At 65.3% G+C, this 13,561-nt stretch carries 9 protein-coding genes; 4 read left to right on the top strand and 5 right to left on the bottom strand.

Going from position 1 to position 13,561, the window contains the following annotated elements; translation table 11 throughout:
- The first annotated feature begins 194 nt into the window (after nucleotides 1–194).
- The 4 genes from BLS81_RS05515 to BLS81_RS05500 all read left to right on the top strand — a co-directional run bounded on the left by BLS81_RS05515 (nucleotide 195) and on the right by BLS81_RS05500 (nucleotide 7,777).
- Nucleotides 195–788 carry an RNA polymerase sigma factor gene (locus BLS81_RS05515; protein WP_093221904.1) on the top strand — a complete coding sequence of 198 codons (594 nt, stop codon included), beginning with the start codon at nucleotides 195–197 and terminating at the stop codon, nucleotides 786–788.
- A complete protein-coding gene (locus tag BLS81_RS05510) occupies nucleotides 712–1,695 on the top strand; it encodes a FecR family protein (protein ID WP_256326083.1) in 984 nt (327 codons plus the stop codon). The genes BLS81_RS05515 and BLS81_RS05510 overlap by 77 nt, the downstream gene beginning before the upstream one ends.
- 135 nt (nucleotides 1,696–1,830) lie before the next feature.
- A complete protein-coding gene (locus BLS81_RS05505; RefSeq protein ID WP_093221899.1) occupies nucleotides 1,831–4,614 on the top strand; it encodes a TonB-dependent receptor plug domain-containing protein in 2,784 nt (927 codons plus the stop codon).
- Between the two features lie 16 nt (nucleotides 4,615–4,630).
- Nucleotides 4,631–7,777, top strand: a complete 3,147-nt coding sequence (locus BLS81_RS05500; protein WP_093221896.1) for an amidohydrolase family protein — start codon at nucleotides 4,631–4,633, stop codon at nucleotides 7,775–7,777.
- Between the two features lie 100 nt (nucleotides 7,778–7,877).
- Here BLS81_RS05500 and BLS81_RS05495 read toward each other — a convergent pair whose 3' ends face one another.
- The 5 genes from BLS81_RS05495 to BLS81_RS05475 all read right to left on the bottom strand — a co-directional run.
- Complete coding sequence (locus BLS81_RS05495) at nucleotides 7,878–8,768, bottom strand: MBL fold metallo-hydrolase (RefSeq protein ID WP_256326082.1); 891 nt, start codon at nucleotides 8,766–8,768, stop codon at nucleotides 7,878–7,880.
- 98 nt (nucleotides 8,769–8,866) lie between these two features.
- The gene (locus BLS81_RS05490; RefSeq protein WP_093221892.1) at nucleotides 8,867–11,176 is read right to left on the bottom strand and encodes a xanthine dehydrogenase family protein molybdopterin-binding subunit; all 2,310 of its coding nucleotides are present in this window, start codon (nucleotides 11,174–11,176) and stop codon (nucleotides 8,867–8,869) included.
- Nucleotides 11,173–11,637 (bottom strand): (2Fe-2S)-binding protein, encoded by a 465-nt coding sequence (locus BLS81_RS05485; protein ID WP_093221889.1) that lies wholly within the window; start codon nucleotides 11,635–11,637, stop codon nucleotides 11,173–11,175. The genes BLS81_RS05490 and BLS81_RS05485 overlap by 4 nt, the downstream gene beginning before the upstream one ends.
- Nucleotides 11,634–12,926, bottom strand: coding sequence for a c-type cytochrome (locus BLS81_RS05480; protein WP_093221887.1), 1,293 nt, complete (start codon nucleotides 12,924–12,926; stop codon nucleotides 11,634–11,636). Before BLS81_RS05480 ends, BLS81_RS05485 begins: the two co-directional genes overlap by 4 nt.
- 329 nt (nucleotides 12,927–13,255) lie before the next feature.
- A partial coding sequence (locus BLS81_RS05475) for an integrase core domain-containing protein (protein ID WP_143023302.1) occupies nucleotides 13,256–13,561 on the bottom strand: 306 nt, incomplete at its 5' end.

Here is a 13,561-nt window from a genome sequence, read left to right as displayed (position 1 = left end):
GATTTTCTTCTCATGGGTGGCCCTGATGCGTCAGGGCTTTTCTTGAAACTTCGTAGGTTCGGGGTTGCGGCAGCTCGATGATGGGCACGCCAAGCTCAAGGAGTTGGTCGAAATAAGGTAGGTAATCTGCATTGACATGAAAGTTTCTTCTAAAGAAAACGTGTGGGCTGAAGCGCGGTAATACGGGGTCGTCGATGGAACATGTTCGCGTGAAGCTCGACTGGTTCAAAACCACCATCCTGCCGCATCAGGCGGCGCTGAGCGCCCGGGTACGGCGGCTGACTCAGGGCGACCATGAGCATCAGGATCTGGTCGCGGAGGTTCTCGCCCGCGCTTACGCAAACCCCAATTGGCGTGAGGTGACGCACGGGCGCGCGTATCTTTTCACCGTCGCGCGCAATCTCGTGATCGACCAGGCGCGCCGTGACAAGGTCGTCTCCTTCGACACGATCAGCGAGGTCGAACTGCTGCGTTCCGGCCTGGACAGCGAGGCGCAGCTTTGCGCGCGCGATGAACTACGCCGCGTGCAACACATCCTCGACAGTCTGCCTGACCAATGCCGCCGTGTATTCGTCGCGCGCCGCATCCACGAAAAATCTATGGCCGAAATAGCGGGTCAGATGGGCCTATCCGTTTCTACGGTTGAAAAACATTTGGGCAGGGCGATCCGCTTGTTTATGGCGGCATTGGCACAGCAAGGGAATGGCCCGGTTGAACAGGAGCGAAGGGCAGACGCGGGACGCGATCGAGACACAGGCCGCGGCCTATCTCGCCGCGTCCTTAGGTGACCTCGACCCTGCCGCGCGCCAGGCCATCGCCGACTGGATCGAGTGCGACCCGCGACATGCCGTCGCCTATGCGCAGGCGGAAGTGGCGTGGGACGCGGGCGAACGGCTGAAGGGACAGGACTTTTCGACACAGGCTTCGCTCCGGCCACCATCCATCCAACTGGCACGTGGCGTTACACGGCGGCGTCTTGTTGCCGGCGCGTCCGTAGCAGCGGCGGCTGCGGTCTTCGGCGCTCCGGTGTTCGTGTGGCTGGCACGAGCGACACGCTACAGCACCGCGATCGGCGAGGCGCGGGACGTGGCGCTGGCGGACGGATCGCGCGTTCACCTCAACACCGATAGTCAGGTCGAGGTCGCCTTGTCGGCGGCTCGCCGGCAGCTTTCGCTGGTCCGCGGCGAGGCGTATTTCGACGTCGCCCATGACGCCAAAAGGCCATTCGATGTGGCAGTGCCGGGCGGTGTCGTGCGGGCGATCGGCACCGCGTTCAACATCCGCCTGCGCGGTGCGATCGTCGAGCTGACCGTGACTCACGGCATCGTCGGCGTCCGGACGGCGGAGGGGGTGATGCGGCGGATACCGGCCGGGGAATCCGCCGTGATCCAGCCCCGGACGGTCGCGGTCGGCAAAATGGACGAAAGCGCCATCGCCAAGCGCGTCGCGTGGCGGGAGCGCATGATCCTGTTGAACGGCGAGACGGTCGGCGAGGCGGTCGCCGAGTTCAACCGCTACCGCGCCGCGCCGATCCTGATCGGCGATTCGCGGATTGCCGGGCTGCGCATTGGCGGCCGCTTCCGCACCGACGAATCGTCGGACTTCCTGCAGGCGTTGGAGCAGACTTTGCCGGTGCATTCGGCAGAAGAAGACAGCGGCTCCGTGCTGCTGATGTATGCGGACCAGACGACCTAACAGCCGTCCCCGCTCGCTGCGCGCCGCGCGTGGAATCTGAATTTTCTGTTACATTCGCATGGCGGGTTTCGCCTGCCAGTTCCGTTGTACCGCGTGAGACGAAGATCGTCCGCTGTGGCTAAGGGGGAACTGCCAATGCGTTTGATGCTGCCCATGCTCTATGCGTCCGCCGCGCTGGTCGCGACGCCGGCTTTCGCGCTGGATCCGTCCGAGGCGCTTTCCGAAAAACATCATTTCGACATACCGGCGCAGGGCCTCAACGCCGCGCTGCTGTCGCTGTCCAGGCAATCGTCGATGCGCATCCTGTTCCCCTATGATGAGGCGAGCCGGTACGAGGCGCGATCGGTGCGCGGCTGGTTCTCCACCAGCGAGGCGCTGTCTCGGTTGATCGAGGGTACGCCCCTGCAACTCGCCTATGCGAAGGATCGTACATTCACCATTGCGGCGCACGGTAAGGCCGGGCTGCGGCCGGCGGGCTTCACGCGCGATGCGGTAGCGATACCCGCCGCTGCGCCTCCCCCGAGCGAGCCCACGCCGGAGGAAGCCTCGCCAACCGACGTCATTGTCACGGGCACGCGCCAGACCAACCGCACCGTCGCGCAGAGCCTCGCGCCGATCGACGTGGTGAGCAAGGCCGATCTCCAAACTTCGGGAAAGCAATCGGTTCGCGACCTACTCGGCACGCTTGTCCCGTCGATCAGCGTTTCGAGCAGCGGTTCGGGCGCGAGTTTCGCGGTGAAGACACTGTCACTGCGCGGGCTGGCGGGCGATCAGGTACTGGTCCTCGTCAACGGCAAGCGGCGACACAACACCGCGACCTTGTTCATCAACGGTACCACCCAGAATGGACAGTCGCCGCCAGATTTGGATCTCATCCCCGCAAATGCGATCGACCATATCGAGGTGCTGCGCGACGGTGCATCGGCGCAATATGGATCGGACGCGATCGCGGGCGTCGTCAACATCATCCTGAAGAAGGACGCCTCGGGTGCCGCGACGGTGATCGGCGGCGCGAATGGCGATGGCGGTGGTGAAACCGGGCGATTCCAGGTGGACAAGGGTATCACCACGTCGGGCGGCCATATCCACCTCTCCGTCGATGGCTATATGCAGGGTCGGACGATCCGGGGTGGGCCGAACCTGTCGCAACTCTATTTCGCGGGCGATCCCCGCGAGGCGACCGCCGACCGCCGCGTCAACAAGCCGGGGCAGCCACAGGTCGTCGGCATCAACGGTTCGGCCGATCTCGCCCAGACAATCGGCGGCGGTGCCGTGGAGGCGTATGTATTCGCCACCGGCTCCAAGCGCGAGGCCGACGCCTTCCTCACCTTCCGCAATCCCAATGCGACCAACAACATCCCCGAGATTTACCCCAATGGCTATATCCCGCACCTCCACATCCGCGACGAGGATTATCAGGTCTCCGGCGGCGTGCGCGGCGAGGGGCCGCTTGGTGTTCATTTCGACCTGGGCACCAGCTACGGATATGACAAGGTGCGCTACGTCGAAACGACCGCGCTCAACGCCTCGCTCGGGCCGGCGAGTCCGAGCACCTTCTATATCGGCAAGGTGATCGGCACCGAATGGACGACCAATCTCGACCTTACCAAGCGCGTGGACCTTGGCTTCGTCGAACCGCTGCAGATCGCGGCGGGTGCCGAATATCGCGAGGATACCTATGAGATCGGCGCGGGTGACGTGCCGTCCTATATCGACGGCGGCTATCGCACCCCTGCGGGCCAGCCCAATGCCGGCGTCATCCGTCAGGCCGGATCGCAGGGTGTCACCGGCTTCCCGCCATCGGCGGCAGGTTCGTTCGGACGCAACAACAAGAGCATCTATCTCGATCTCAGCCAGAAGATCGCGCGCTGGCTGGAGGTATCGGCGTCGGGCCGGCACGAAGCCTATTCGGATTTCGGCACCACCAACAATTACAAGGTCTCCGCGCGGATCGAGCCGGTGCGCGGCATCGCCGTGCGCGGCACGATCAGCACGGGTTTCCGCGCGCCCACGCTGCAACAGCAACATTATTCCTCGTCATCGACGATCGGCGTGCTGCTGCCCGGTGCGACCACGACGGTGCTGGCGCCCGTGCGAGCGCTGCCCGTCGACGATCCCGTCGCGCGCGCGCTCGGCGCTCAGCCGCTCAAGCCCGAGAAATCGACCAATTATTCGGCGGGTCTGGTGCTGACACCCGTCAACGCCCTCAACTTCACGATAGACGCCTATCAGATCGAGATCGACAATCGTATTTTGCTGTCGGGCACGCTGACCGGCGCGATCGCCGCCAACGGGACGTTGAACCCGGTCGCGACGATCCTCAACGCCGCCGGGCTCAATCCCGTGCAGAGCGGTTTCTTCTTTTCCAACGCGGCAAGCACGCGCACGCGCGGGCTGGATGTCGTCGCCACCTACCGCAAAGATCTGGGCGATTTCGGCAAGGTGGTGCTGACCGTGTCGGGCAACGTCAACAAGACCAAATTCACCCGGCTGGACGTGCCGCCCGTGCTGGCCGCGAAGGGGCTGTCACTGATCGACCGCGCGCGCCAGGGCGATTTCACCAAGGGTACCCCGCGCAACAAGGAGATCGTCAATCTCTATTGGACGCTCGGCGCAGTGTCGGCCAACGTGCGCGCGACGCGCTACGGCGAGGTGACGCAGGTCGCGGCGGCGCGGGCGGCGGACGGCATTTACCACGACGATACGGTCAAGCCGAAGACGCTGTTCGACCTCGAACTCGGCTACCAGCTGACCACGGGCATCAAGCTGTCGGCGGGAGCGAACAATCTGTTCAATATCTACCCGAGCAAGCTGTCGGCGGTGAACCAGGGCAATACCGGCTTCGCGCTCTACAATGCCTATTCGCCCTACGGGTTCAGCGGCGGCTTCTACTACGGCAAGATCAACCTCAGCTTCTGACGCGCGGAGTAAGCACATGACGGACAGGCATTCGCGCGGCGGGCTGACGCGCCGCGAAACCTTGGCGGCCGGCAGCGCGGGGGCGTTGATCGCCGGCGCTGCTGCCAGCGCGGCCGGCGGCGCTGGCGGGGCGGCCCCGGCCGCGATCAAGACGGTGGTGGTCGAAGACGCGACCAACGTCGCGCTCGCCCTCTCGCCCGATGGCAGCCATCTCGCCTTCGACCTGCTCGGAATATTGTGGACGGTGCCGATTACCGGCGGCGTACCGACCAAGCTGACCGGCGCCTATGACGATCTCGGCCAGCCCGACTGGTCGCCCGATGGCGGGCGCATCGCCTTCCAGTCCTATCGGACCGGCAACTTCCACATCTGGACCGTGCCGGCCGCCGGCGGCGCGCTCGTCCAGCATACCGATGGCAGTTGCGATGACCGCGAGCCGCGCTGGTCGCCCGATGGCAAGACCATCGCCTTTTCCAGTGACCGCGCCGGCGGCCGCTATGCGATCTACCTGCTCGATGTGGCAAGCGGGGCCGTGACGCCGTTCTCGACCGGAACATCGCAGGATTCGGAACCGTGCTGGTCGCCCGATGGCCAGCGCCTCGCCTATATCGCGGACGGCACTCGGCTGATGGTGGCGGACATCGGCGGCGGCGCGGCGCAGATGGTTGCGTCGGTTCCGGTTTCGACCGACCGATTTCACGCGTCCGAACTGCACGCGCCGAGCTTCGCGCCCGACGGGCGGATCGCCTTCACCCGGATAGACAGCAAGGGGGTCACGCTCGTCGTGGATGGCAAGGACGTGATCGTCGGCGAAGATCTTTACCCGTTCCGCCCGGCGTGGATCGGCAAGGACTTCCTGTACGGATCGGGCGGCAAGATCCGGCGCTGGTCGGCGGGCGGCAGGAGCGTCGTCGCGATCAAATGCGCGGTGCCGGTCGCGACCCCCGCCTACAAGAAGAAGACGCGCGATTTCGACAGTACCACGCCCAAGCCGGTCGTCGGCATCGTCGGTCCGCAACTCTCCCCGGACGGGCGGCAGATCGTTTTCGGCGCGCTCAACGATCTGTATGTGCTGACCATCGGCGGCGTGCCCAAACCGCTGGTCGCGGACCCCTGGTACAAGGTGGACCCCGCCTGGTCGCCCGATGGCAAATGGCTGGCCTATGCCTGCGATCGCGGCGGTACGCTCGACATCTGGTTGCGCGATATGGCGAGCGGTGCGGAGCGGCAACTCACCAACCTGCCCAATCAAGGCGCGGTATCGCCAAGCTGGTCGCAAGACGGCAAGACGATCGCTTTCCTCGATCAGGACGGCGCGCTGCACACCGTCGATGTGGCGAGCGGCGCGGTGCGCAAGGTTTTCAACGCGCTGTGGGAACCCGGCCGGCCGAGCTTCGGTCCCGATGGGTTGACCATCGCTTATGCCGCCTTCAAACCCGTTAGCGCGCGCTACCGCGAGGGCCATTCGGAAATGCTGACCGTCGATGTCGCGACCGGCAAAGGCCGCTACACCCCGGTTGCGCCGGGCAAGTCGTTGGGCGTGCGTGGCCTCGACGGGCCGGTATGGTCGCCGGACGGCAAGACGATGGCCTATGTCTTCGCCAGCAACCTGTGGACGGTCGCGGTGAATCCCGACGGCAGCTCTGCGGGGGCACCGCAGAGGATTACCAGCGACGTGACCGACGCGCCGAGCTGGAGCGGTGACTCGCGCCGTCTGCTGTACCTCAGCAACGGCGCGTTGAAGATCGTGCCCGTGACCGGCGGCGCGGCCGTCACGGTCCCGTGCCGGTTGACCTGGGCAAATGCCAAGCCGAAGGATCGAACGATCCTGCGCGTTGCTCGGTATTGGGATGGCACCAGCGCCGGCTATTCCGGGCCTGCCGACATCATCCTCGACGGCAATCGCATCGCCGCCGTCGCCGCTGCAGGCAGCGCAAGCGACGTCAACGCAAAGGTCGAAGATGGGGCTGGGTTCACGCTGATGCCGGGGCTCGTCGACATGCACACGCACCGCCAGATGCAGGGCTATAATTACGGCGACCGCATGGGCAGGATCTGGCTCGCGATGGGCGTCACCGCGACGCGCAGCCCGGGCGCGCCCGCCTATCACATGGTCGAGGATCGCGAGGCGATTCAGAGCGGCAAGCGCGTCGCCGCGCGCCATTTCGCGACGGGCGAGGCGGTCGACGGATCGCGCATCTACTATAACTTCATGCGGCCCGTCACCGAGCCGGGGCAGATGGCGCTCGAGCTGTCGCGCGCGAAGGCGCTCGATTATGACATGGTCAAGACCTATGTGCGGCTGCGTCACGATGTCCAGAAGGAGGTCGTCGCGCAAGCGCATGCGATGGGCATGCACCTCAGCTCGCATTACCATTATCCGGCCCTGCTCAGCGGCATGGACGGCATGGAGCATCTCGGCGCGACCAACCGTTATGGCTATTCGCGCACCATCACCACCGGCGGCGGCGGCTATCAGGACGTCAACGGGCTGTTTGCCGCTGCGCACGCCGGCCGCACACCGACGCTGTTCGTGGCGAGCGTGCTGCTGCGCGAGGATGACGGGCTGGCGCGCGACGCCCGCATCAAGACGCTGTTTCCACCATGGGAATATGCCAAATTGATGCAGCGCGTCGCAGCCATGCGCGATGGCGATCCGAACACGTTCCTCACCTCGCTGCGCCGCCAGGTGGCGCAGATTCAGCAGACCATGGCACTCGGCGGAAGCGTGATCTCGGGCACCGACGCGCCGATCGACTTGGTCGCGATCAGCCTTCACCTCAATCTGCGCGGCATGGTCAAGTTCGGCATCGCTCCGGTCGATGCGTTGAAGACCGCGACCAGCAACGCCGGCGCGTTCCTTGCCGAGCCGATCGGCCGGATCGCGCCCGGCATGCTCGCCGATCTCGTGCTGGTCGAAGGCGACCCCCTGACGCGGATCGAGGATGCCGCGGCGGTTCGCAAGGTGATCGCCAACGGTTATGTCCACACGCCCGAAGACTTGATGGCGCCTTTCGCCGCGCCCGCGCATAGCGCCGTTCGCAACCGCGAACTCCCCGCGCGGGACGGGCATGCTCATCATTTCTGGGAAACCGCCGCCTATGTTGAAAGCGGAAGAACGTCATGCTGCGCAGACCACTGGCATCCGCATCGGCAGGTTTAACGGCAAGGCACCGCGCACATCGCTTCAACTTGGCGCGGCGCCTCATACCCGAACGCTCTCACTTTCTTCCAATCATGTCCGGCAGAAAAGAGCTCAACCTTCAGTCAATTCCCCGAACGTCGGGTTGCCACGCATACGCGCCACCCTGCCGCTTGATCCTTCCGATGCCTGGAAAGGGGAAGTGCGGGGCGAATACGCGTTCGCCGCTGGCGGCAAGTCGCGCGAGCCAAGCTTCGCGACTTTTCCGCCCCGCGAGTCCGTCCGTATCGTAGCCGATGATCCACGCGGGATGACCGAGCGATAGGATCGCGCTGTGCGCCAAGTCGCCGATGTCCAAGAGACGGCTGCCACCGGTGCCGATCTGGAAAGCGACATGACCCGGTGTGTGCCCGGCTATCCCGACCGCGACGATGCCCGGCAACACCGTGGCACCTATCTGGAAGGTCTTCATCCGCGCCGAGATCGCGGCCACGAGCGCCGGATCTCCCTTCTGTTGCATCCACACCCATTCCGCCGCGGACATGTGGATGGCCGCTTTTGGAAACGCGCGGGCTCCCGTAGCGGTCACTAGGCCGCCGACATGATCGCCGTGCGAATGGGTGATGAGTATATCGCTGATCGCGTCTGGTTTTACTCCGGCTTTGGCGAGGCTCGCCATCAAGGCCCCGCCGGCCTTCGGGCCCAGGCCCGTGTCGATCAGCACGTTTCGTCCGGACTGTCGGACGAAGAGGGCATCGACGCCGAGCGTGATCCTGTCCGTCGGCGCCCCGGCTTCCGAGAGCGCAGCGGCCACCTGCTTCGAACCGACGTCCTTCCCGAACACCGAGCCGTCATTCGGGACGATGTTCAGCATGTCCCGTAACGCGATGACGGTGGAGTTGCCCACACGTAACGACGTTGCCGCCGGCCCGATCTGCGCCGGTGCCGACACAGCCGGCGACGAGAAAACAGTCGCCATCATTGCAAGCGGCATCAGCACGAAGCGGTTCATCTTTTCCCTCCCTTGATCGAACGCCTACGAGTTGGCCTTTGGAGACAGTCGCTTCGTGTCAGGCCGATTGACGTGGAATCCGTGTCGGCATGATCACTTTACTTCGCGTTCAATCCCGACAGGACTGCTGCGGGCGAAATCGGGATATGGCGCAACCTCACTCCGATCGCGGCGTAGATCGCATTTCCGATCGCAGGGGCGACGACCGTGGTGGCGGGTTCGCCCAACCCGACCGGAACGTTCTCACTCTCGACAAAACTTACGTCGATGTCTGGCGTGTCGGCGATGCGCAGCGGGTTGTAGGTGTTGAGATTGGTGTCCTTCACCTGGCCCGCGACGAATTCGGTGCCTTCGTGCAGCGCCATGCTGAGGCCCCACAGCGCACCGCCCTGAACCTGCGCCAGCGCGCCGTCCGGATCCACGATCGTGCCCGCGTCCACCACCAGCGTCAGCTTCTCGACGCGAACGATGCCCGTGGCGCGGTCGACATGGACCTGCGCAGCGCACGCTACCCAGGTCGGCATGTCGCGCTCCTGTCCGAAGCTGGTGGCGATGCCGAGCCCGGTGTCGGCCGGACGTTTGCTCCCCCAGCCGGCTTTTTCGGCGACGCGGCGCACCACCTCGGCCTGGCGGAGCGCGCCGCCGACCGCGTTCGGCGCGGAGCCAGCGTTACGCCCCTTGCCGGTGAGCAGCTTCAGGCGAAACGCCACCGGATCGGACTTGGTGTGGTGCGCCGCCTCGTCGATGAAACTCTCCAGCGCCCAGTTTGTCCAGCCCGGCCCAACCGAGCGCAGCCAGCCGGGACGGAAGGTGGTGTTGGCGAGATCGTTGGCGACCGCGCGCACCTTCTGGTGGCCGACGTCGTACCAATGGTCCGCACCTGAGATCGCGAACGGATCATACTGGCCGCCCTTCTTGGTCTTGGCGAGCAGCGTGGGACCGCCGATCACCTGCGTCGGCCAGCCCGCGCAGGCGTGATGCTCCATCGCCTGGATCTGGCCGCCGTCGTCGAAACGCATGCGCAGGCGTTGCACCGAGGGCGAGCGCACCGAATCGAAACGCACGTCATCTTCACGGGTGAGGATCATCTTCACCGGACGGCCGAGCGCCTTGGTGGCAAGCGCGGCGGGGATCGTATAATCGCCGTTGAGTCGCCGGCCGAAGCCGCCGCCGAGCAGATAGCTTCGTAACACCACCTTGGTCTCGGGCACGGCCAGCGCCTTGGCGAGCGTCGGCAGAATCAGGCTCTGCCACTGATTGCCCGTATGAATCTCGAACACGCCGTCCTTCTCGAAGGCGAGCGCGTTGAGCGGCTCGAGCTGGAAATGGAGAACGGTCGCGGTGGTGTAGATCTGCTCGATCGTGGTCGCAGCGGCGGCGCCGAAATCGGGCGTGCTGTCATCGTCGGCGATGTCGAGCTGGATGCCGCCATCGGCCCTGGCGACCAGCGCGCGGGCATGGTCCTGAAGCGTCTGTTCGGTCACGTCCGCGCCGGGGCCGGGGGTCCAGACGACTTGGAGCAGGTCGGTCGCCTTGAGCGCGGCGTAGTAGGAGCTGGCGATCACCATCACCCACCCGGGTACGGTGTCCGATGGATCATCGAGTACCAGATAGCGCAGATATCCCTTCACTTTTTTGGCGGCGGCGTCATCGACCGACACGACCTTGGACCCGTTGCGGGTCGGCGGCAGCTTGGGGCGGGCATAGACCATGCCCGGCAGCGTCGCGTCGATGCCGTAGATCGCGGTGCCATTGGTCTTGGCGTCGATGTCGAGGCTGTGCGTTTCGCGCCCGATCAGCCGGCGGTCCTTGACCGGCTTGATCGGCAGCGCCTTGAGCTCGTCGGGGGTGAACTGCCGCGCCACCGCGCCGGTTCTAGCGATGTCGCCATAGGTCACCGAGCGCCCGCCGAAATGAACCGCGCCGCCCTTCGCGGTGCACTTGGCCGGATTGGCGCCCATCAATTTGGCGCCGGCTTCGATCAGCGCGATCCGCCCCGCGGCGCCCGCCTGGCTGAACACCGGGAAGGTCTGCCACACCGACCAGCTTCCCCCGGTAACCATCAGGCCCCATTTGGGATCGCTATCGACGTGAACGATGCGGACCTTGTCCCAGTCCGCCTCGAGCTCGTCGGCGAGGATGCGCGCGAGCGCGGTGCCGACATGCTGGCCCATCTCGGCGCGGATGATGTTGACGGTGACGATCCCGGCTGCATCGATGCCGAACCACATCGTCGGCTCGAACAACGGGCCGGTCGGGGGCGCCGGCACGCTGCCCGGCACCGCCGGGTCGATCGCCGCGATCACACGCGAGAAGCCGAACGCGACCCCCGCCGCGCCGCTCGCCACCAGGAAGCTGCGACGGCTGAAAGGTGACGCTCCGTCGCTGCGGGTGGGGAGGCGGCTCATGCCTTCGATCCCATCTCGGCGGCTGCCTGCTTGATCGCCGCACGGATGCGAACGTAGGTCATGCAGCGGCACAGGCTGCCGGTCATCACCGCGTCGATTTCCGCGTCGCTGGGCGCGGGGAAATCCTGTAGCATCGCTGCGGCCTGCATGATCTGGCCCGATTGGCAGTAGCCGCATTGCGGCACCTGCAGTTCGCGCCACGCCCGCTGAAGCGGATGGTTCGAGGCTGGGTCGAGGCCCTCGATGGTGGTTACGGCGGCGCCCTCGACCGCCGCGAGCGGGGTGATGCACGATCGCGTAGCGCGACCGCCGACATGGACGGTGCAAGCGCCACACATGCCGATCCCGCAGCCGAATTTGGTGCCGGTCAGGCCGATCGCGTCCCGGATCACCCAAAGTAGCGGGGTGTCATCCTCCACGTCGGTGGTCACCGCGCGGCCGTTGATGGTGAAACTGGTCATTGGCCCTGGCCCTGCGCGCGGATGGTGGCAACTTTGGTCTCGAGATCGGACCACGCCGGCTTGCCGGTCCGCGTGGCGCGCAGATAGGCGGCGATTCGGGCGACGTCCGCGTCTGTGAAGCCGCGCGCGAACCCTGGCATGACCACGCCCGGCGCACCGTCCCGTGCGCTCACCCCGTACAGAATGACGCGGATCAGGTTGGTCGGATCATCCAAATTCACGGCACTGTTGAGCGCCAGATCAGGGCGTAACGGGTTCAACTGCCGACCGTTATAGTGGCACGACGCGCACGCGCTCGTATAGAGGCGCGCGGCGGGATCGTAGGTCAGGCCAGTGCCGACCTTGTCCGCCGCCATCGCCTTGGCGATCGCGGCCTCACCCCGCCTGTCATGGCCTGCCGATCCGTTGCGGCTGGCGAAATAGGTGGCGATCGCGCCGACATCAGCCGCCGGCAGATGCGAAAGACCGCGCGGCACGGCGCCCATCGGTCCGGCCGCAGTACCGTGGTATCGGCTAATGCCGGTGCTCAGATACGCAACGAGTTCGGCCTGCGTCCACGGCACCGGCGAGGGGTTGGTGTTGTCGAGCGGCGGTGCGATCCAGCCGTCGATCGGGGCGCCGGCGAAAGCGCGGCTCTTGATCTCGGCGCCGAGCATGCCGCGCGGCGTGTGGCAAGCACCACAGTGGCTGAGCCCCTCGGCCAAATACGCGCCGCGGTTCCACGCCGCGCTTTGCGCCGGTTCGGCGCGGAAGCGGCCGGGGGTGAAGAACAGGAATTTCCACCCCGCCTGCAACAAGCGGATGTTCAAGGGAAAGGGGACGGTGTTGTCGCTGGCGTCCTGGCGCACAGGCGTCCGCGTCATGAAATAGGCATAGAGCGCCGCGACATCGGCGTCGGTCAGCTTGGTGAAATGGTCGTACGGAAACGCCGGGAACAGGTGGGCGCCGTTGCGCGAGACGCCCTCGTGCATCGCCCGCCGGAACGCCGGCTCGGACCATTTGCCGATCCCGGTCTCGGGATCGGGCGTGATGTTGGTCGAATAGATCGTGCCGAACTGCGTTGCCATCGGATAGCCGCCCGCGAAGGGCTTGCCGCCTTTGGCGGTGTGGCAAGACGCGCAATATCCCGCGCTCGCCAGCACTTCGCCTCGGGCGACGAGCGCGGGGGCAAAGCTGTCGCGGGCGGGCTGAGGGATCTCCGCGATCGCCGGCCGCCATGCGAAAACGCAAAACGCGCTTATGCCGACGACGATCGCGACGACGGCGCCCAGAAGCAGGCGCTTCAGCACGGCGAATGTGTCTTCATGCGCAGACCTTCGATGAAAGTAGTAGCTGCCGCCGGATTATCACCTTCTAAGTACGCCTCGTCCAGTGGTCGTTTTGCACGGCCGCTCGCCAATATGCCTTTGGATTTTCGTTAACGTTTGGGGACGTTGCCGCCGGTAGAATTTCGGCGGATACAGCTTGCGGCTCGATTGTCCGTTTCTCACAGTTTCGATCTTGCGGCACGCGAAACTGACCGATCCGGAAATGACCTCACCCCCCTCTCTGGTCCGGTCTTTACGAGAAAACCGGCTTTCTTGAGCCGCTACCCGTTCTTGGACCACCCAGCCGGGTGTCATCCAGCTTCTACCGGCAGCGGCGGGCCATGTGCCGCTGACCGGTTCACCAGCGATATCGGCACCTTGTTGCCGATCGCGCTGTGTGGCCGCACCTCGTTATAGTCTCTACGCCAAGCCTCGCATTTTCGGACCGCGTCGTCGAGGCTCATGAACCAGTGCTGGTTCAGGCACTCCGCCCGGAACTTGCCGTTGAACGATTCGATGAACGCATTGTCGGTCGGCTTCCCCGGCCTACTGAAGTCGAGCACGACACCGCGGGTGTACGCCCACAGGTCCAGGTCGCGTGAGATGAACTCGCTGCC

This window comes from Sphingomonas sp. NFR15, assembly GCF_900103265.1.
Lineage (GTDB): Bacteria > Pseudomonadota > Alphaproteobacteria > Sphingomonadales > Sphingomonadaceae > Sphingomonas > Sphingomonas pollutisoli.
This window is presented reverse-complemented; position numbering and strand designations above follow the sequence as displayed.

Bases quoted from the DNA above. Each gene is read 5' to 3' on its own strand.
- BLS81_RS05515 (WP_093221904.1), top strand. From the start codon at position 195: ATGGAACATGTTCGCGTGAAGCTCGACTGGTTCAAAACCACCATCCTG.
- BLS81_RS05505 (WP_093221899.1), top strand. From the start codon at position 1,831: ATGCGTTTGATGCTGCCCATGCTCTATGCGTCCGCCGCGCTGGTCGCG.
- BLS81_RS05500 (WP_093221896.1), top strand. From the start codon at position 4,631: ATGACGGACAGGCATTCGCGCGGCGGGCTGACGCGCCGCGAAACCTTG.
- BLS81_RS05495 (WP_256326082.1), bottom strand. From the start codon at position 8,768: ATGAACCGCTTCGTGCTGATGCCGCTTGCAATGATGGCGACTGTTTTC.
- BLS81_RS05490 (WP_093221892.1), bottom strand. From the start codon at position 11,176: ATGAGCCGCCTCCCCACCCGCAGCGACGGAGCGTCACCTTTCAGCCGT.
- BLS81_RS05485 (WP_093221889.1), bottom strand. From the start codon at position 11,637: ATGACCAGTTTCACCATCAACGGCCGCGCGGTGACCACCGACGTGGAG.